Raw genomic sequence first — 19088 nt, 5'->3', positions numbered from 1 at the left:
TTCTCACGGCGTGCCCCAAAGGGGGGCCGCCGCCTTTCTTGCCATCAGCCCCGGCCGCCATCGGGCAGCAGGGCCAGCACCGCCTCCGCCACCCGCTCGGGCAGCCGGGCCGCCGGGCCGCCCATCCGCGCCGCGACCCGTGCGGCCCCGGCCACCAGGGACCGGGACAATTCCGGATTCGTTAGCACATCGGCAACGGCCGGTGCCAGCGCCGCGGCATCGGGCAGGCGCAGCGCGCCGCGCTCGGCCTCCAATGCCGTCACCGCCTCCATGAAATTCGCCATGTGCGGGCCGAGGAGGATGGGGCAGCCCAGTCGCGCCGCCTCCAGCGGGTTCTGCCCGCCATGCGGCACCAGGCTGCCGCCCACCAGCGCCACCGAGGCCAGGCGGTAGAACAGCCCGAGTTCGCCCATGGTGTCCGCCACATAGGCGGGTCCGGCATCGGGCAGCGCGCCCGTGGCGCGGTGGGGCGCTTCCGGGGCCAGGGCCGCGCCGCGCTCCGGGTGGCGGGGGGCCAGGATGGTCAGCAGGTCCGGGAAGCGGCCGCGCAGTTCGGCCGCCGCCGCCAGCACCAGCGCCTCCTCGCCCGGATGGGTGCTGGCGGCCAGCAGCACGGGGCGGGTGCCGATGGCCCGGCGCAGCGCCTCCAGCCTGGCCGGGTCCGCCGGCAGGGGGTCCGCCGCGAATTTGAGGTCACCCGGCGGGCCAAGCCGCGTGGCGCCCAGCGCCGAAAACCGCGCCGCATCCTCGGCCGAGCGGGGGATGATGCCGCGAAACCCCTCCAGCATCCGCCGCGCCAGGCCGGGGGCGAAGCGCCGCCACAGGGCCGCACTCCGCGCGGACATGCGCCCGTTCACCAGCAGCACGGGCACCCCCCGCACGCGCAGCGCCTCCAGCGTGTTGGGCCAGATCTCGCTCTCGATCCGCAGCGCCGCGTCGGGGCGCCAGCCATCGAGGAAGCGCGCCACCCAGCCGGGCACGTCCAGCGGCGCGTAGCGGTGCGTGAGCCGGGCGGCCAGCGCGGGCGAGAGCCAGTCGGGCAATTGCCGCGCGGAGGTGACGGTGCCGGTGGTCAGCAGCACATGCAGGCGCGGGGCTTGCGCCACCAGCGCCTCCATCACGGGCAGCAGGGCGCGCACCTCGCCCACGCTGGCGGCATGGACCCAGATGAGCGGGCCGTCGGGCCGGGCCGCGCCATGGCCCTCGCGCTCGGGAAGGCGCGTGGCCTCCTCCTTGCCGCGCCGCGCGCGGCGCCGCAGGTGCGGGCGCAGCAGCGGCGCCGCGAGGCGGGTGAGGACGGACCAGAACCGGAGCATCAGGACGGCCTCAGCGCCGCGGGCGCCCGGCGGCGGCGTCGGCGGCGTCGGCCGCCGCGTCCATGGCGGCGGCGATGACGGGCAAGGCCGCCTCCCCGCCCCCGGCGGCACCAGGATGGGCGGGCCGGCGACCACATGGGCGCGGCCGAAGGGCAGCGGGATTTCCATGCGGTCCCAGCTCTTGATGCCGATGGCGTGGCGGCAGCGGCCGGCGATGGGCACCACGGCCTTGCCGCTGCTGGCGGCCAGCTCCGCCACGCCCGCCGCGGCCTGGCGGCGCGGGCCGCGCGGCCCGTCGGGCGTGATGGCGACGGATTCCCGCGCCTCCAGCAGCCGCGCCAGCGCGATCAGCCCAGCCGCCCCCCCGCGCGAGGAGGAGCCATAGGCCAGCTCCACATGGAAGCGGGCCACCGCGCGGCCGATGAACATGCCATCCCGGTGGTGCGACACCAGCACATGCCCGCGCCGCAGCAGCCCCCGGCGCCGGCATTCCAGCACCACCCAGGGCATCAACGGCAGGTTCTCATGCCAGAAGGAGAGGATGACGGCGCCATTCGCCTGCACCGAGGCGGCCGCGGCGTCATAGCCGCGCAGCTCCCACCGCGTGGTGCGATAGACGAAGGCGAGATAGGCCCCCAGCAGCCACGCCCCGGCGGCCAGCACGGAAGGATGCCGGATCAGCTTTCGGAGCATGGCAGTCGGTACATCATCCTGCCTGTCCGGGTCGCACGCGGGCCGCCCCGGCGCAAGGGGCGCCCCTCAACCGGCGATAGGACCCTCGACCGGGACCAGCTGGTCGCGGAAGGTGGTGGCGCAGGAGGTCCAGGAGAAGCGCTCGGCCTGGGCGCGGGCCGTGGCGCGGGGCACGTCCAGCGCCGCCAGCGCCGCCCGGCCCAGATCCTCGTCCAGCACGCCGGCGGGGCCCACCACGTCGCGCGGGCCCATCACGGGATAGGCGGCGACCGGCGTGCCGCAGGCCATGGCCTCCAGCAGCACCAGGCCGAAGGTGTCGGTGCGCGAGGGGAAGACGAAGACATCGGCGGCGCGATAGGCGTCGGCCAGGGCCGCGCCATGCCGCCAGCCGGCGAAATGCGCGCGCGGATAGCTCGATTGGAGGGCGGCGCGTTGCGGCCCGTCGCCCACCACCACCTTGCTGCCCGGCAGGTCGAGGCTGAGGAAGGCGGTGATGTTCTTCTCCACCGCCACGCGCCCGGCATAGAGGAAGATGGGCCGCGGCAGGTCGGCGAAGGTGCCGCGCTCGCCCTGGTCGGAGAAGAGGCCGAGGTCCACGCCGCGCGTCCAGGGCAGGATGCGCTCGAAGCCGCGCCCCGAGAGTTCGTCGCGCAGCGAGGGCGTGGCGGCGAAGACGCCGGCGCCGGCATTGTGGAAGCGCCGCAGCAGCGCCCAGGTGAAGCGCGGCGGAATGCCGGTGCGCGCCGTCACGTATTCGGCGAAGCGCGTGTGGAAGCTGGTGGTGAACTGCCAGCCGCGCTCCCGGCAGAGCGCGCGCGCGGCGAGGCCGAGCGGGCCTTCGGTGGCGATGTGCACGGCCTCGGGCCGGGCCGCGTCCATCAGGGCGCGCAGCCGCGCGCGCGGCCGCAGCGCGAGGCGGATATCGGCATAGCCCGGCATGGGGAAGTTGGCGAAGCGATCGGGGCCGATGATCTCGACCGTGTCGCCGCGCGCCACGAGTTCGCCCGCCACGCGCTCCAGCGTGCGGACCACGCCGTTGACCTGGGGCCGCCAGGCATCGGTGATGATAACCAAACGCATGGAGGGGGGACGCATCAGGCCGGCACCGCCTCGCGCAGCAAATGGCGCTCGCGCTGCTGCGCGGCCCAGTCCAGCAGTTCGAAGGCGCCGTCATGGTGCTCGACCAGGGCGGAGCAGCTTTCCACCCAGTCGCCGTCATTCATGTAGAGGATGCCCTGCACCATCCGCATCTCGGGGTGATGGATGTGGCCGCAGATCACGCCGTCCAGGCCGCGCCGCCGCGCCTCCACCGCCAGCGCGCCCTCGAAGCGGTCAATGGCCTTCACCGCCTCCTTCACCTGGCGCTTCAGCCACTGGCTCAGCGACCAGTATGGATAGCCCAGGCGGCGGCGGGCGAAGTTGAACCATTGGTTGATGATGAGCGCCGTGTCATAGGCCTTGTCGCCCAGATACGCCAGGAACTTGGCATAGCGGATGACGCCGTCGAACTCGTCGCCATGCATGACGAGGTAGCGCCTTCCATCGGCGGCCAGGTGCTCGGCCTCGCCCATCAGCTTCACGCCGGCCACTTCGAGGCCCAGCCATTCGCGGAACATCTCGTCGTGGTTGCCGGGGATGTAGATCACCTCGGTGCCGTTCTTGGCGAGGTCCAGGATGGCGCGGATGACCGCGTCGAACTCCGCGTGCCAGTACCAGGATTTGCGGAGGCGCCAGCCATCCACGATGTCGCCCACCAGATAGAGGCGTTCGCACCGCACCTGGGAAAGGAAGTCGAGCAGCATGTCGGAGCGCGCGCCCCGCGTGCCGAGATGCAGGTCCGAGATGAACACCGTGCGGACGTCCATGAGGTCACGGGGGGCATCAGCGGCGCTCCTGCTCTCTGTACGTGCGGGATTGCGGCCGCCGCACGCGCTTCGCACGTGAATCTTCGGTGACGCCTGCGCTGGGCGCATGTCTCGGGACTGACACCAAAACATCATCACGCCGTCCTGGGTTGCGTGCCATGCGGGGCGTTTCCGGCGCCATGCGGCCCACCCGCCCCTTCCCCGCGCGCGCCACCCATGGTCGGATCGGGGCCTCAGAGGGAGGCATTCCATGACCATCGGCTTTCGTATCAAGCCCATCACGCAACGCGTCTCGTCCGCGCTGATCCAGCGCGCCGCGTCCATTCCCGTGGCCAATATCGGCGACGTGATGAACCGCCTGCAAAGCTTCAGCGGCACCTTCCACCCCTATGGCGGGCGCAAGCGCATGGTGGGGCCGGCCTTCACGGTGAAGGCGCGCTCGGGCGACAACCTGATGCTGCACCGCGCGGTGGATCTGGCCGAACCCGGCGACATCATCGTCTGCGACGGCAATGGCGATCTGAGCGTGGCGCTGATGGGCGACCTGATGCTGGGCCACGCCATGGTGCGCGGCCTCGCCGGCACGGTGCTGGACGGCGCGGTGCGCGACGTGTCCTCGCTGGCCAAGATGGAATTCGGCGTCTGGGCGCGCGGCCACACCCCGGCGGGGCCCTGGAAGGAAGGCCCGGGCGAGATCGGCACCACCATCTCCTGCGGCGGCCAGGTGGTGGCCCCCGGTGACCTGATCTGCTGCGACGAGGACGGCATCGTGGTGGTGCCGCTGGAGGAAGCCGAGGCGGTGATCACCGCGGCCGAGGCGCACCAGGCCAAGGAGATCAAGTCCGAGGCCGACATCAAGGCGGGCAAGTGGGCCCGTGGCTGGGTGCCCGAGGCCCTGAAGGCCAAGGGCTGCGAAGGCGCCTGACGCCGCCTCCGGGGAGCGGTCCGAGATGGGGCCGCCCCCCGGCACGGGACCAATCAGCCCGCGGGCTGAATGGCGGAGAGGGTCCAGGGGCCGCCCTGGACACGCACGAAGGTCCAGATCTCGGTGCCCATGCCGCGCTCGGTGGCGCTGCCCTCGACCACGCGGCCGCTGGCGATTTCGCGCGTCACCTCGATCATGGAGTAGCGCATGGCGACGGTGGCGTATTCACGCGCCCCCTCGCGCCAGGCCTCGGCGAGGTCGCCCTGCTCCAGCTTGGTGTCGGTCGTCTCGTTCTTCAGGCCGCGCGCGGCGAGGTCCGCCAGGTCGTCGCGGAAATACTGCACCACCTCGGGCGTGGCCACGCGGCCCAGCGCGGCCATGTCCTCGCGCGTCCAGGCGTCGTTCACCTGGGCGAGAAGGCGCTCGAAGGCCTCGTAGTCGGCGGGGCCGACCTGGACCGGGGCTTCCGGCGCGGGGCGGGCGCCCAGGCCCATGCCGGCACCCATCGTGCCACGGCCGCTCAGATTGCCCAGGTTGCCGGGGCCGGGCGGGGGGTTGCCGCCGCCGTGCATGTCACGCGCCATGCCCGCGGGCTGCGGCTGCTGGCGCCGGCGCAGGAAGGCCATCACCAGCATGACCACGCCGGCGATCAGCGCCAGCTGCAGCATGAAGCCCAGGATGCCGGCGAGGCTGCCCAGGCCGGAGAAGAAGCCCGAACCCGCCAGCAGGCCGAAGATGCCCGCGCCGAACAGGCCCAGCATCATCCCGCCCATGAAGGGGTTGCGGGCGAAGAAGCCGGGACGGGCGGCACCGGCCGCCGCCGCGCCCGCCGCGGGCGCGCCGGGACGGGCGGCCGTGTTGGCCCCCGGCGCCATGGGCGGCTGCTGGGTGCGCTGCATGGGCTGCGCGGCCTGCGGCGCGGTGTTGGTCGGAGGGGGCGCCTGGTAGGTGCGCGCCCCCCGGCTGCCGCCGAAGCCGCCGCGCGCGCGCTGGGCTTCCGCCAAGGCGGGGGCGAGGACGAAGGCGGCAACCGCGAGCGCGGTCATGATCGTGGCGGGACGGCGCATGGTCGGGGCGATCTCCGTATCAAAGCTTTCTTGGATGCAATATGGCCCAGCGCCGCGAGAATTACGAGACTTCCATCCTTGGCCCGTCCCGTTTTCCGTGCCCGGCGCCGATGTGAAAGAACGTGCTGGACTGCCCGAGGGTTGCGCCAGCGCAATGCGCGAGGTGCCCACCCCCTCCTAGGCTTCCCACAGTATCCACCGGAGGCCAGAACATGCCCAGCAAAATGACCGCGCGCGACCTGATGACCCCCGACGTCGTCACCGTGCCGCCCGAGACCCCCGTCGTCGCCATGGCGAAGCTGATGGCCGACCGCGGCATCAGCGCCGTGCCCGTGCTGGCCGCCGATGGCGCGCTGCTGGGCCTCGTCACCGAGGCCGACCTGATCCGCCGCCTGGCCGATGAGGATGTGGAGCACCGGCCGAGCTGGTTCGCTTCCATGTTCAGCAGCCCCGGCAGCCAGGCCGACCGCTACGCCCGCACCCATGGCGCCGTGGCGCGCGACGTGATGACGGCCAATGTCGTGGCCGTGGGCCTGGACGAGACCGCCGCGCACATCGCGGCCCTGATGGAGGAGAAGAAGATCCGGCGCGTGCTGGTGGTGGAAGGCGGCAAGCTGCGTGGCATCGTCAGCCGGGCGGACCTGCTGCGCGCCCTCGTCACGCCCATGGAAGCGGGCGAGGCGATGAGCGACGACCGCATCCGCCGCGCCGTGCTGGCCGCCATGAAGCGCGAGCCCTGGGCCAACAGCTTTTATCTGTTGGCGGACGTGCAGGACGGCATCGTGACCTTCCACGGCTTCATGCGAGATGCCGGCGTGGCGCGCGGCCTGCGCGTGCTGGCCGAGGGCGTGCCGGGCGTGAAGGGCGTGAAGGACGAGACGCAGCCGCTGCCCGCCTATATGTAGCAACCACAGGTGCGCCCACCGCCAGGCGGGCGCCCCGCAGGTTTTGAACTGCCCGAGTCACGGCGTTATGCCTTGGTGGACTTGCCTCTGTTGTCCTTATTCTTGCCCGGCCAAGTCACGGCCAGCGAGATATAATATAACGGAGGAACTGCCATGCGGAGTATTTCCCGGCGGGCGCTGTTCGGCGCCTGCATGGCCTGCGGTGCCGCCCATGCCGGGCTGACCGCCACGCCGGCCCAGGCGCAAGGGGCGTGGTCGCCGCCCGCCTCGGCGCAGCGCTGCCCCTCGCGCTGGGGCGCCAATGACCGCCGCGGCTCGATGAACCACATGACGCCGGAGCGCATGCGCGACGCGGCCGGCATGATCCGCGAGGGCCGCAAGATCGAGATCGGGCACATGCTGACGCAGTCCATGCCCTTCTTCGGCACGCGGCGCTTCGACGTGCACCTCAAGCAGCAATTCATGAACCCGCAGGCCAACCGCCGCGGCTCCAACGAGGAGATCGTGATCACGGAGCTGGCGCAGGTGGGCACGCAGCTCGACGCCTTCCCGCACCAGACCATCGGCGACGAGACCTACAACTGCGTGAACGTGCCCGGCATCAGCAGCCGCGGCGGCTTCACCGAGATGGGTGTGGAGACGGTCGGCACCATCATGACCCGCGGCGTGGTCATGGACATCGCGGGGCTGAAGGGCACCGAGACGCTGCCCATAGATTACGAGATCACGCCGCAGGACCTCCAGCAGGCGCTCGACCGCCAGCGCGTGGAGCTGCGCGAGGGCGATGCCATGCTCATCAACACCGGATGGGCCGCGCTGTGGGGGCGGGACAATGCGCGCTATGTCTCGGGCTGCCCGGGCCTCGGCGTCGCCGCCGCCGAATGGCTGATCGAGCGCGGGCCGCTGCTGCTGGGCGCCGACAATTGGCCGGTGGAGGTGGCGCCGTCCCGCACCATGCCCCATGCCTCGCTGCCGGTGCACCAGATCGCGCTGGTGCTGCATGGCGTGCACCTGCTGGAGAACATGAAGCTGGACGAGCTGGTGGCGGCGGGGCGCAGCGAATTCTGCTTCGTGATGCAGCCGCTGCGCGCGCGCGGCTTCACCGGCAGCACGGTCGCGCCAGCGGCGATGTTTTAGGCCCTCAAGCGCCGGGCGCCGCCTCCGGCGGCTTGGCTTTCGCGCCGCGTGCTGGTGTGCGGGCGGTGCGGGCGGTCTGGGCGCGCCGGCCGCGTTGCGGCCGGATTTGTTGATGTTGCCGCCCTCAAGCGCCGGGCGCCGCCTCCGGCGGCTTGGCTTTCGCGCCGTGCGCTGGTGTGCGTGCGGCGCGGGCGGTCTGGGCGCGCCGGCCGCCTTGCGGCCGGAGGCTGGGAGGGCAGTTCTCCCTCCCTGTGGGGGCCGCCCTACTCGTCCACCCCCACGCGCCGCGCCAGGATCTCCCGCTTGCCCACATGGTTCGCCGGGCTGACGATGCCCTCGCGCTCCATCTGCTCGATCAGCTTGGCGGCGCGGTTGTAGCCGATGTTCAGGTGGCGCTGGATGAAGCTGGTGCTGGCCTTGCCCTCGCGCACCACCACATCCACCGCCTGGTCGAAGAGCGACTTTTCCGAATCCGAACCGGCGGCGATGCCGGACAGGCCCGGATTGCCGTCCTCGTCCTCCACCTCGGTCACCTCTTCCACATAGTCAGGCTCGCCCTGCTCGCGCAGCCAGTCGGCGATGCGCTCCACTTCCATGTCCGCCACGAAGGGGCCGTGGACGCGCGTCACCCGCCCGCCGCCCGCCATGTGCAGCATGTCACCCTGGCCCAGCAGCTGCTCGGCGCCCTGCTCGCCCAGGATGGTGCGGCTGTCGATCTTGCTCGTGACCTGGAAGGAGATGCGCGTCGGGAAATTCGCCTTGATGGTGCCGGTGATGACGTCCACCGAAGGCCGCTGCGTCGCCATGATCACATGGATGCCCGCGGCCCGCGCCATCTGCGCCAGGCGCTGCACCGCGGCCTCGATCTCCTTGCCGGCCACGATCATCAAATCGGCCATCTCATCAATGACCACCACGATCATCGGCAGGCGGGCGAGGGACAGCGGCTGTTCCTCGAAGACGGGCTTGTTCGTCTCAGGGTCATAGCCCGTCTGCACGCGGCGGGTCAGCACCGTGCCGGCGGCCTGGGCCTGGTCCACCTTCTCATTGAAGGCCGCGATGCCGCGCACGCCCACCTGGCTCATGGCCCGGTAGCGGCGCTCCATCTCGCGCACCGTCCATTTCAGCGCGCCGATGGCCTTGGGCGGCTCCGTCACCACCGGCGCCAGCAGATGCGGAATGCCGTCATAGACGGACAATTCCAGCATCTTCGGATCGATCATGATGAAGCGGCAATCGGCCGGGCTGAACCGGTACAGCAGCGACAGGATCATGGTGTTGATCCCGACCGACTTGCCCGAGCCCGTGGTCCCCGCGATCAGCAGATGCGGCATCCGCGCCAGGTCCGCGATGACCGGCGTGCCGCCGATATCCTTGCCCAGCACCAGCGGCAGGCGTGCGGCGTTGCGCTGGTATTCCTCGCTGTTCAGCATCTCGGAGAGGAACACCGTCTCGCGCTTCACATTCGGCAGCTCGATGCCGATCACGTTGCGCCCCGGCACGGTCGCGATGCGCACCGCCACCACGCTCATGGACCGCGCGATGTCGTCCGCCAGGCCGATGACGCGCGAGGATTTGGTGCCCGGCGCCGGCTCCAGCTCATAGAGCGTCACCACCGGCCCGGGGCGGATTTCCGTGATCGTCCCGTTCACCCCGTAGTCGTTCAGCACCTGCTCCAGCATGCGGGCATTGGCCTGCAGCGCATCGGCGCTGGGACCGGCCGCCACGCGGGCGGGCGGGGGGCGAGCAGGTCGAGCGGCGGGGTGCGCCACCCCTCCACCGGCAGATCCAGCGCGGGCTGCAGCGGCGCGCCGGGCTTGGCGCGGGCGGGGGTGGCCACGCGCGGCGCGGCGCGCGCGGGCTCGGGCGCGGCGGCGGCGGGCGCCACGGCGGGTTCGCGCCGCGCGGGGCGGGGGGCTTCGGCGGCGGCCTCGGCGGCGCGCAGCACGGTGGCGAGGTCGGCGGCCGGCTCGGCCCGGCGCGGGCGGCGGAACAGGCGGCCCATGGCGCGCAGGGGCGCCAGGAACAGCGCCTCGCCCGGGCCGCGCGTGGCGCGTGCCCCGCGCGCGGCGACATCGGCGGTGGCCATGGCGGCATCGGCGGTGGCGCGCGCGGCGCGGCCCCATTCCCCGAAGCTCAGCCCGAAGGCGACATAGAGCGTGCCCAGCAGGCCCAGCCCCAGAACGGCCCCGGCCGCGAGCCCCGCGAAATCCCCCAGCAGGGCCGAGAACAACCCGCTCACGCCGCCCAGCACGATCGGGCCCGCCGCCCCCGCCTCGGCGCCCGGAAGCAGCGCCAGCAGGGCCGACCCGGCCAGCAGGGCCAGCACAAGGCAGACGACCCGCAGCGGCCACACGCCCACCGGCCGGTGGGAGACCAGGCGCAACGCCCAGGCCAGCAACACCAGCCCCGGCAGGAAGCCAGCCAGCCCGACCCATTGCCACAGCAGGTCCGCCGCCACGGCGCCGCGCCAGCCGACCAGATTGCCCACGGGCGCCCCGGTGGCGGTGGAAAGCGAAGGGTCGGCCGGGTTGTAGCTGCCCACGGCCAGCAGCAGCAGCAGCCCCAGCGTGGCCAGGACCAGCGCGCCCAGCTCACGCAGGCGGCGCACCGCCGCGGCCCGGATGGCGGGCGAGGCGAAGCGGCGCAACCCGGGCAGCGTGCCGGTGGGTGCGATCGGGGCGGCGTCTCGTGCCATGCGGCGCGACCTCATGGGGGGAGGTGAAGAACGGCCGGGGGGATGGCCAGAGTAACAGGGGCGGAACCGTTTCGCCAGTTTCGCGGTTCACAGCCCTCGTCTCACAGCCCCTCGAACAGCTCCGTGGACAGGTAGCGTTCGGCGAAGGAGGCGGCGATGCCCAGCACCAGCTTGCCCTTCATACCCGGCTCCGCCCCCACAAGCAGCATGGCGGCGACCACGGCGCCCGAGGAAATGCCCACCGGCACCCCATCCAGCCGCGCCACCTCCCGCGCCGCGGCGAAGGCCTCCAGCTCCGGCACGCGCAGCACGGCGTCGAGCCGCTCCTGCTCCAGCACCGCCGGGCGGAAGCCCGCGCCGATGCCCTGGATGCGGTGCGGCCCCGGCTCCTCGCCGCTCAGCACGGCCGATTCGGCGGGTTCGACGCCAATCACGCGCAGGCCCGGCCGGCGGGGCTTCAGCGCGCGGGCGATGCCGGTCAGCGTGCCGCCCGTGCCCAGGCCGCCGATGATGACGTCCACCTCGCCCCCCGTGTCGCGCCAGATTTCCTCGGCGGTGGTGCGGGCATGGATGTCGGGGTTGGCCGGGTTGTCGAACTGCCGCGGCATCCAGGCGCCAGGGGTGCGGGCCAGGATCTCCTCGGCGCGGGCGATGGCGCCCGACATGCCGCGCCGCGCGGGCGTCAGCTCCAGCGTGGCGCCGAGCAGCCGCAGCATCTTGCGCCGCTCCACCGAGGCGCCGCCCGGCATCACCACGATCAATTTGTAGCCCCGCGCGGCGGCCACCAGGGCGAGCGCGATGCCGGTATTGCCCGAGGTCGGCTCCACGATCACCGACCGCTCGGGCGCGATCTCGCCCCGCGCCTCGGCCTCCTGCACCATGGCGAGGCCGATGCGGTCCTTCACCGACCCGCCCGGGTTGAAGAATTCCAGCTTCAGGGCCAGCCGCGCGGCGCAGCCCTTCTCCGCCATCAGGCGCGGCAGCAGCACCGAGGGGGTCTGGCCGACGGTGTCCAGGATGCTGGCGTGCAGCGTGTGGTTGCGCGTGGGGAGGGCGTCCATGGAGGCTTCCTAGGCCAGTTTGCGCCCCGCGTGAATCATCCATGACGCCATGGCTGCGCCGGATCAATGGCCGGGGCGTCAACCGCGTGGCAGGCTCGCGCGTCAGAAGACCACCAGAACCGGAGACGCCCCATGGCCCTGAAAGAGATCCTGCTGCACCTGGACGCCGCCGCCCCCGCCGCCGCGCGGCTCGACCTCGCCGCCGGCATCGCGAAGCGCAGCGGCGCGCATCTGGTGGGGCTGCACATGCTGGACCTGGCCTTGCCCATCCTGGCGGGCGATGTCGGCGGCGGCGCGGCCATGGCCGGGCTGATGGACGAGATGCGCGCCGAGGCGGTGGCCGAGGCCGGGCGCGTCCAGGCCATGTTCGAGGAACGCCTGGCGCGTGACGGCATCTCCGGCGAATGGCGCCTGCTGGAAGGCGCGACCGTGCCGCTGCTGGCCGAGAATGGCCGCTATGCCGACCTCATCATCCTCGGCCAGACCGACCCCGACGTGCCCCGCCCCGGCGGCCGCGCCCTGATCGAGGCCGCGCTGTTCGAGACGGGCCGCCCCGTGCTGGTCGTGCCCTATGCCGCCGCCCCCGCCGGGCCCATGCGCCACGCGCTGATCGCCTGGAACGCCAGCCGCGAGGCCAGCCGCGCCGTCCATGACGCCCTGCCTTTGCTGAAGCTGATGGAGCGCGTGACGGTGCTGGTGGTGGAGCCCGAGGCCACGCCCGGCACCCATGGGCAGGAGCCGGGGGCGGACATCGCGCGCCACCTCGCGCGGCATGGGCTGAACGTCACGGTGCAGCGGGCCGTGGCGCCCGACATCTCGGTGGCCGACGTGATCCTGAACACCATCGCCGAACAATCGGCGGACCTGCTGGTGATGGGCGGCTATGGCCATTCGCGCCTGCGCGAATTCATGCTGGGCGGTGCCACCCGCAGCCTGCTGGGCGCCATGACGGCGCCGGTGCTGATGGCGCATTGACCGCATGGCGCGGGACGTTTTCCACCCCGCGCCACATTTCACGTTGGGCGGGGATGGTTTAGCTTCCCCCCTCCCGGATCGGAGAACCCGCCCCATGCTGCTGCGGCAGGACCGCGCCTTGCTCGCGCTCGACATCGCGCTCGACATCGCCTTCCACGCCGCCGGGCGCGGGGAGGTGAGCGGCGCGGCCGATATCGCGACGCGCATGGGCCTGGCGCGGCGGGGCATCGAGCCGCTGTTGCAGGCGCTGGTCCGCGCGGGGCTGCTGCACAGCCTGCGCGGCCCCCGCGGCGGGTATCGCCTGGCACGTGCGCCCCGCGATGTGACGGCGGCCGAGGTGGTGGAGGCCGTGTGCGAGGAGGAAGCCCCCGCCCCGCCCGGGCGCCTGGCGGCCGCCGTGACGGCGCCGCTCTGGCAGGAGCTGGACGCAGCCGCCCTGGCCACGCTGCGCGCCACCACGCTGGAGGCGCTGCTGCGCCGCGCCCAGGCCGCCGGGCTGCGCCGCCCCACGCCCGAGGCGCTGGATTTCGTCATCTAGAGCGGTGTTCACACAAGTGAACACCGCTCCAGCCACTTCGTTCCGGGCAGATTCACGCCATGGCTGATTCCAGCCATCGGCGATCTGCCCCGGCCATGTCCCTCGACGAGGCCAGCCTGCGCGAGGCGGCGCTGCGGCACCTCTCCCGTTTCAGCGCCACGGAGGCCGGGCTGCGCCGCGTGCTGGGCAACCGCATCCGCCGCTGGGCCCGCGCGGCCGAGCAGGCGGGGCAGGACCCCGAGGCGATCCGCACCGAAACCCAAGCCGCCGAGGCCCGCGCCGCCGCCATCGCGGCGCGGCTGGTGCAGGCGGGGGCGGTGGATGACGCGGCCTTCGCCGTGGCCCGGGCGCGGCGGCTGCGGGGGGCGGGGCGCTCGGCCGCCGCCGCCATGGCGCATCTGGCGTCCAAAGGGGTCTCCGCCGAGACGGCACGGGCCGCGCTGGCCCATGAGGAGGTGCCGGATGAGCTGACGGCCGCGCTGCTGCTCTGCCGGCGCCGGCGCATCGGGCCCTTCGCGGCCGCCGAACCCGCGCTCGAGACGCGCCGCAAATGGCAGGGCATCCTGGGCCGCGGCGGCTTCGGCGGCGGGGTGGCGCGGCAGGCGCTGGGCATGGACCGCGCCGAGGCGGAGGCGCATCTCATCGCGGCGGGCCGTCCGTGAGTCAGCGCGTCGTCTTCACCCGGGCGGGGTTCTGGCGGGGAATTCGCGGGGCGCTCGCCCTCATGCCCGCCATGCTGCCCTTCGGCCTGGTGGTGGGGGTGCTGGCCGATGCGCGGGGCCTCTCCACCCTCGAATCGGCGCTGATGAGCGCGCTGGTCTTCGCCGGCACGGCGCAGCTCGTGGCGCTGGAACTCTGGGCGGACCCGGCGCCCATCCTGGGCGCGACCCTGGCCGCGCTGGTGGTGAACCTGCGCATGGCGCCCATGGGGGCGGCGCTGGCGCCCTGGCTGGACCGGCTGCGGGGCTGGAAGCTCTGGGGCACGCTGGCGACGCTGGTGGACAACAGCTTCGCCATGTCGGTGGCCGACCAGCGGGCGGGCGGGCGCGATGCCGCGCTGCTGCTGGGCATTGGCTTCGGGCTGTGGGTGTTCTGGGTGGCCTCCACCATGGTGGGGCATGCCTTCGCGGGCGTGATCCGGCTGCCGGCGGGGCATCCGGTGCTGTTCGCCAGCCTGGCCACCATGCTGGCGCTGATGGTGCCGCTGTTCCGCGGGCGGGTGGACATCCTCCCCTGGGCCGTGGCGGGCCTTGTGGCACTGGCCGCGCACAAGGCGGGGCTGGGCCAGCCCTGGCCGGTGCTGGCGGGGGCGCTGCTGGGGGCGGCCGTCGGCGCGTGGCGGGCCGCGCCACGCAAGACTACCGGATAAGCAGCATCAACACCGCGAACAGCGCCAGCGCCACGAACTGGAACAGCACCCGGTAGCGCATCAGCTTCTGCGAGAAGCCGGCATCGCCGCCGCGCGCCATGCCGAGCACGCCGGCCACCAGCACGCCCAGCGTGGCGAACATGGCCAGGCCGACAAGAAAGGTCAGGAAGGTTTGCATGCGCCTATCTTGGCGCGGCCGGCGCGGGACGCAACCGCAACAACGCGATCGTGCCCGCCGCCGCCGTCATGGCGCACATGCCGAAGGCCCATGCGTAGCCTCCCGTCGCCATCACCAGCAACGAGAACACCACCGGCATCACGATCATGGTGGCGGCGAAGGCGAAGCCCAGCGCGGCCGTGGCCGCCCCCACCCGGCCGGGCGGGGCCACGCGGGCCACCTCGCCCAGCAGCACCCCGTTCCAGCCGATGGCCGAGGCCCCCATGGCCACCGCCGCCACGCTGATGATCAGCCCCGGCCAGTCCGGCCCGGCCAGCGCGAAAACCAGGCAGGTGGCCACGATGGCGAAGCCCAGCCCCGCCAGCACCCGCATGGGCCCCACCCGGTCCGCGATCAGCGCCCAGAGCACGCGCCCCACCACCCCGCCGCCCTGGGCCAGGGCCAGCTGCAGCCCGGCGGCCTCCAGGGCGACGCCCCGCGTCTCGACCTGCCAGACCACGAAGAAGGAGGAAAAGCAGAACTGCGCCACCCCATAGCCGCAGGAGGCGATGGTCAGCGCCCGCGTCGCGCCGCGCTCGCGCAGCAGGGAGAGGCTCTGCCGCGCGTCATGCCAGGGGCGCATGCGGCCGGCGGCATGGGGCGCGCGGTCGGCGTCGAGGGTGGCGCGCAGCGGTTGCAGGGCCAGCGCCAGCAGCAGCGCGAAGCCCGACATGGTCAGCACCCCCGCACGCCAGCCATAGATGCCGCCCACCAGCGGCGCGATGGCCGCCACCAGCATCGCGCCCGCCGGCACGCCGCATTGCTTCAGGCCGAAGATCAGGCTGCGCCGGCGCGGCGGCACGCGCGGCGCCAGCAGGTGGCTGCCCGCGGGGGTGATGGGCCCATGCGCCAACCCCGCCACCACGGCCGAGAGCACCAGCGCCCAGGGGCTGCCCAGCACGGCCAGCGCCAGGCCGATGGCGATGCCCACCAGCGCCGCCTGGCACACCCGCACGCCGCCATGCCGCACCAGCAACCCCTGGCTGAGCGGCCCCGAGAGCAGCGCGCCGAAATAGCACAGCGCCGTGTGGACGCCGGCCAGGCTGGACGAAAGCCCGGTCTCGGCCGCGATGGCCGGCGCCAGGACGGGCACGGTCAGGAAGGCGCCCATTCCGGCCATATGCGTGCCCAGAAGGGCCAGCATCACGACCCAGATGGAGGGGCCAGGCGGAACCGGGAGGGGATCAACCGGAATGCCGGCCGGCGCGGGGGAGGATGACATGGGCCGTTGCATGTTGCGACGCAACGTGACCGGCCGCAACTTGACCCACCCCCCTCATGCGGGAGAACAGGACGGCATGACGCGTCTTCCCAAGGCGGCCCTCGCCCTTCTGCTGCTGCTCGTGCTGGCTCCCGTGCAGGGGGTGCTGGCGCAGGGCGCCGCGCCGCCCGCCCCGGCCGGCGCCTCGGCCGATGTGCTGAGCGGGCCCGCGCCGGCCGATGCCTCGGTGCTGAGCCCCGTGGCACCCGCCCCCGGCGCGGTGCAGGCGCCCGTGCCGCAAGCACCCGTGCCGCAGGCGCCCGAGCGGCGCGTCCCGCCGGCCCCGGCCCCCGAAGCCGCACCCGCCCCGGCCCCAGCCCCAACCCCGGCCGCACCCGAGCCCGCGCCGGCCCCCGCGCCAACCCCCGCGCCAGCACCGGTGGCACCCGCCGAAGCCGGGGTGGTGGGAACAACGCCCCCGCCTGGCGCCGTCGCCCCGCCCGCGGCGGCCCCCACGCCCACACCCGCGCCAGCCCCGGCGGCCACCGCGCCGGCGCAGCCGCCCGCCGCCGCGCCGGTCGCGCCCCAACCCCAGGCCCGGCCCGCCGTCCCGGCCCCGGCGCCCGCCCCGGCCGAGCTGGGCGCCCTGCTCGAATTGCTGCGCGACCCCGCCCGGCGCGACGCGCTGATCCGCGCGCTGGAGGGCGGCGAAGCCGCGCGCCCCGCCGCCCCCGCGCCCGCTGTCGCCCCCACCGCGCCGCCCGCCGCCCCCACGCCCCCCGCGGCCGCCACCCCCGCACCCGCGCCCACGCCCACCGAGGGGCTGGCGGACCTCCCCTCGCCCGCCGAGGTGCTGGCCGGGCTGCGCGACCGCGCGACCGAGCTGGCCGGCCGCGCCTTCGACGCCGCCGCCGACATCACCGACGTGAACTCGCTCCGCGCCTGGGCCCGCAGCGTCTGGGATGACGAGCTGCTGCGCGCGCAGGTGCTCTCCGCCGCCTGGCAGATGCTGCTGGTCCTCGCCGCCGGCATGCTGGCGGAACAGCTGGTGAACCTGCTGCTGCGCCGCCCCCAGCGCTGGCTGGACCACAAGGCCGCCACCGTGGAGGGGCCGCTGCGCGGCATCCGCCTCACGCCCTATGTCGTGGGCAACCTGGTGCTGTGCCTGCTGCCCATCATGGCCTTCGGCGTGGTGGCGCTGGGCGTCGTCGGCGGGCAGAGCATGTGGCCTTCCAGCCGCCTCATCATGGAGGCGCTGGTGCTGGCCTACATGGCCACCCGCACCGTCATGGCCGTGGCGAGGCTGGCGCTGGCGCCCAAGAGCAACCGCCTGCGCCTCGTGCCCTGCAGCGACGAGACGGCCATCAGCGCCACGCGCTGGACGCGGCGGCTGGCCGTCACCACCATCATCTTCTACGCGGCGTCCGAGGGGGGGCTGCTGCTCGGCCTGCCCATCACGGCGCGCGACGCCATCTGGCGCGTGGGGCTGCTGGTGCTCTCGGTGATGGGCGCCATGGTCATCCTGCAATTCCGCACGGTGGTGGCGGCGAAGCTGGCCGCGCCGCCGCTCGCGGCCGGCGACGTGCCGGACCGCGCGCGCGTGGCCATGCGTGCCCTGCGCGACCGCGTGGCGGGGCTGTGGCATGTCATCGTCATCCTCTGGATGCTGGCGGCCTGGGCGGTCTGGGCCTTGCAGATTGACCGCGGCTTCGAAAGGCTGGGCACGGCCTCGCTGCTCACCCTCGTCATCCTGGCGGTGGCCAAGGCGGCGGATGAGCTGGCGCGCCGCGTGCTGATCCGCGCCTTCAAGGTCAGCCCGGCGCTGGCCGAGCACTACCCGAACCTGGAGGTCCGCGTCGGCGCCTACCAGCCGGCGGTGAAGACCGCGATCTCCTCCTTCATCCTGGTGGTGTCCATCGTGGCCCTGCTGGAGGTCTGGGGGCTGGGGGCGCTCGCCTGGTTCGACACGGGCCGCTTCGGCAGCCGCGCCATGGTGGCGGTGGTGACGGTGGCCATCACGCTCTTCATCTGCGTGGCGGTGTGGGAGGCGGCCAATGCCGCCATCGCCCGCCAGCTCGACAGCCTGCCGCCCGATGGCTCGGCCGCGCGCAACGCCCGGGTGCGGACCCTGCTGCCCATGCTGCGCACCGTGCTGGGCGGCGTGCTGCTGCTGGTGGTGGGGCTGACGGCGGCGTCCGAGCTCGGCGTCAATGTGGCGCCGCTGCTGGCGGGCGCGGGCGTGCTGGGTGTGGCCATCGGCTTCGGCAGCCAGACGCTGGTGCGCGACGTCATCACCGGCATCTTCCTGCTGCTGGAGGATGCGGTGGCGGTGGGCGACGTGGTGCAGGTGGGCGGGCTGTCGGGCGCGGTCGAGAAACTGACCATCCGCTCCATCAAGCTGCGCGCCATGGACGGTTCCGTCCACATCGTCCCCTTCAGCGCGGTCACCACCGTGACCAACATGACGCGCGACTTCTCCTTCGCGCTGGTGGACCTGACGCTGGACTACAGCGCCGACACGGACGAGGCGGTGATGATGCTGCGCGTCATCGCGGAGGAGATGCGCGACGACGAGGCCTGGGCGCCCTCGCTGCTGGCGCCGCTGGAGGTGCTGGGCGTGGACCGCATCTCGGGCGAGGGCATCCTGGTGCGCGCCCGCATGATGACGCCGCCCATCCGCCGCTGGGCCGTGATGCGCGAGCTGAACCGGCGCGTGAAGCAGCGCGCGACGGAGCGCGGCATCAAGCTCTACGACCCGCGGCGCGGCATGATCATGGAAGGGAAGGCCACGGAAGCGAAAGCGCCGACGCCGGCAGAAGAGTGAGCAGCCACAGCGCCGCCACCCCGCCCAGGATGGCGATGGTGTAGTTGCGCGTGGCGAGCATCACGCCCACCACGCAGCCCGCCGCCACCCAGCGTGACGGCCCGGCCTCGACCAGCGAGGGTGTCACGAAGGCCACGAAGATGCAGCCCGGCAGGTAGGTCAGCATGGATTGCACGAAGGGGGTGGGCCTGGTGGCACGCAGCAGGGCATAGCCGCCGGCGCGCAGCGCGTAGCTGGCGGCCGCCATGCCCAGGATGGCCAGAAGCACGTCCCACCTGACCGACATCCGGCCTCCCC

Annotated in this window: 16 protein-coding genes and 1 pseudogene; 8 read left to right on the top strand and 9 right to left on the bottom strand. The window is 73.2% G+C overall.

Going from position 1 to position 19088, the window contains the following annotated elements; all coding sequences use genetic code 11:
- Positions 1-44: 44 nt before the first annotated feature.
- From ICW72_RS15750 to ICW72_RS15740, 3 genes are all read right to left on the bottom strand, one after another.
- The gene (locus tag ICW72_RS15750; RefSeq protein ID WP_191083581.1) at positions 45-2009 is read right to left on the bottom strand and encodes a glycosyltransferase N-terminal domain-containing protein; all 1965 of its coding nucleotides are present in this window, start codon (positions 2007-2009) and stop codon (positions 45-47) included.
- A 66-nt stretch (positions 2010-2075) separates the two neighbouring features.
- Positions 2076-3089 carry a glycosyltransferase family 4 protein gene (locus tag ICW72_RS15745; protein WP_191083580.1) on the bottom strand — a complete coding sequence of 338 codons (1014 nt, stop codon included), beginning with the start codon at positions 3087-3089 and terminating at the stop codon, positions 2076-2078.
- Between the two features lie 14 nt (positions 3090-3103).
- Positions 3104-3874: a UDP-2,3-diacylglucosamine diphosphatase gene (locus tag ICW72_RS15740; protein WP_191083579.1), complete on the bottom strand. Its 771-nt coding sequence runs from the start codon at positions 3872-3874 to the stop codon at positions 3104-3106.
- A 250-nt stretch (positions 3875-4124) separates the two neighbouring features.
- Here ICW72_RS15740 and ICW72_RS15735 point away from each other — a divergent pair, with 250 nt between their 5' ends.
- Positions 4125-4799, top strand: coding sequence for an RraA family protein (locus ICW72_RS15735; RefSeq protein ID WP_191083578.1), 675 nt, complete (start codon positions 4125-4127; stop codon positions 4797-4799).
- A 53-nt stretch (positions 4800-4852) separates the two neighbouring features.
- On the opposite strand, the gene ICW72_RS15730 is transcribed toward ICW72_RS15735, so the two are convergent.
- On the bottom strand, positions 4853-5866 hold the full coding sequence (locus tag ICW72_RS15730; RefSeq protein ID WP_191083577.1) for a TIM44-like domain-containing protein: 1014 nt from the start codon (positions 5864-5866) through the stop codon (positions 4853-4855).
- Between the two features lie 212 nt (positions 5867-6078).
- Between ICW72_RS15730 and ICW72_RS15725 the strand changes: the two genes are divergently transcribed.
- Positions 6079-6771 carry a CBS domain-containing protein gene (locus ICW72_RS15725; RefSeq protein WP_223880629.1) on the top strand — a complete coding sequence of 231 codons (693 nt, stop codon included), beginning with the start codon at positions 6079-6081 and terminating at the stop codon, positions 6769-6771.
- Between the two features lie 153 nt (positions 6772-6924).
- Positions 6925-7908, top strand: a complete 984-nt coding sequence (locus ICW72_RS15720) for a cyclase family protein (protein ID WP_191083576.1) — start codon at positions 6925-6927, stop codon at positions 7906-7908.
- A gap of 263 nt (positions 7909-8171) precedes the next feature.
- Here the strand turns inward: ICW72_RS15720 and ICW72_RS15715 are convergent.
- Positions 8172-10606: pseudogene (locus tag ICW72_RS15715) on the bottom strand (DNA translocase FtsK 4TM domain-containing protein).
- A 101-nt stretch (positions 10607-10707) separates the two neighbouring features.
- Entirely contained in the window at positions 10708-11667 is a 960-nt protein-coding gene (cysK, locus tag ICW72_RS15710) for a cysteine synthase A (protein ID WP_191083575.1), read from the bottom strand.
- Positions 11668-11799: 132 nt separating this feature from the next.
- Between cysK and ICW72_RS15705 the strand changes: the two genes are divergently transcribed.
- The 4 genes from ICW72_RS15705 to ICW72_RS15690 all read left to right on the top strand — a co-directional run bounded on the left by ICW72_RS15705 (position 11800) and on the right by ICW72_RS15690 (position 14549).
- Complete coding sequence (locus tag ICW72_RS15705; protein ID WP_191083574.1) at positions 11800-12642, top strand: universal stress protein; 843 nt, start codon at positions 11800-11802, stop codon at positions 12640-12642.
- A gap of 94 nt (positions 12643-12736) precedes the next feature.
- A complete protein-coding gene (locus ICW72_RS15700; protein WP_191083573.1) occupies positions 12737-13180 on the top strand; it encodes an Rrf2 family transcriptional regulator in 444 nt (147 codons plus the stop codon).
- A 59-nt stretch (positions 13181-13239) separates the two neighbouring features.
- Entirely contained in the window at positions 13240-13842 is a 603-nt protein-coding gene (locus tag ICW72_RS15695) for a RecX family transcriptional regulator (protein WP_191083572.1), read from the top strand.
- Positions 13839-14549 carry an AzlC family ABC transporter permease gene (locus ICW72_RS15690; RefSeq protein ID WP_223880628.1) on the top strand — a complete coding sequence of 237 codons (711 nt, stop codon included), beginning with the start codon at positions 13839-13841 and terminating at the stop codon, positions 14547-14549. The genes ICW72_RS15695 and ICW72_RS15690 overlap by 4 nt, the downstream gene beginning before the upstream one ends.
- Here the strand turns inward: ICW72_RS15690 and ICW72_RS15685 are convergent.
- Positions 14539-14727, bottom strand: a complete 189-nt coding sequence (locus tag ICW72_RS15685) for a twin transmembrane helix small protein (protein ID WP_191083570.1) — start codon at positions 14725-14727, stop codon at positions 14539-14541. The genes ICW72_RS15690 and ICW72_RS15685 overlap by 11 nt on opposite strands.
- A 4-nt stretch (positions 14728-14731) precedes the next feature.
- Complete coding sequence (locus ICW72_RS15680; protein ID WP_223880988.1) at positions 14732-15910, bottom strand: MFS transporter; 1179 nt, start codon at positions 15908-15910, stop codon at positions 14732-14734.
- 154 nt (positions 15911-16064) lie between these two features.
- Here ICW72_RS15680 and ICW72_RS21120 point away from each other — a divergent pair, with 154 nt between their 5' ends.
- Positions 16065-18791, top strand: coding sequence for a mechanosensitive ion channel family protein (locus tag ICW72_RS21120; protein WP_191083568.1), 2727 nt, complete (start codon positions 16065-16067; stop codon positions 18789-18791).
- On the opposite strand, the gene ICW72_RS15670 is transcribed toward ICW72_RS21120, so the two are convergent.
- Positions 18739-19077 (bottom strand): AzlD family protein, encoded by a 339-nt coding sequence (locus ICW72_RS15670; protein WP_191083567.1) that lies wholly within the window; start codon positions 19075-19077, stop codon positions 18739-18741. The two genes, ICW72_RS21120 and ICW72_RS15670, sit on opposite strands and share 53 nt — an antisense overlap.
- Positions 19078-19088: the final 11 nt, after the last annotated feature.

Origin of the sequence: Roseococcus microcysteis (assembly GCF_014764365.1) — a bacterium.
GTDB lineage: Bacteria > Pseudomonadota > Alphaproteobacteria > Acetobacterales > Acetobacteraceae > Roseococcus > Roseococcus microcysteis.
Note: the sequence above shows the minus strand (reverse complement) of the source record. Positions and strands in the feature narration are given on the sequence as shown.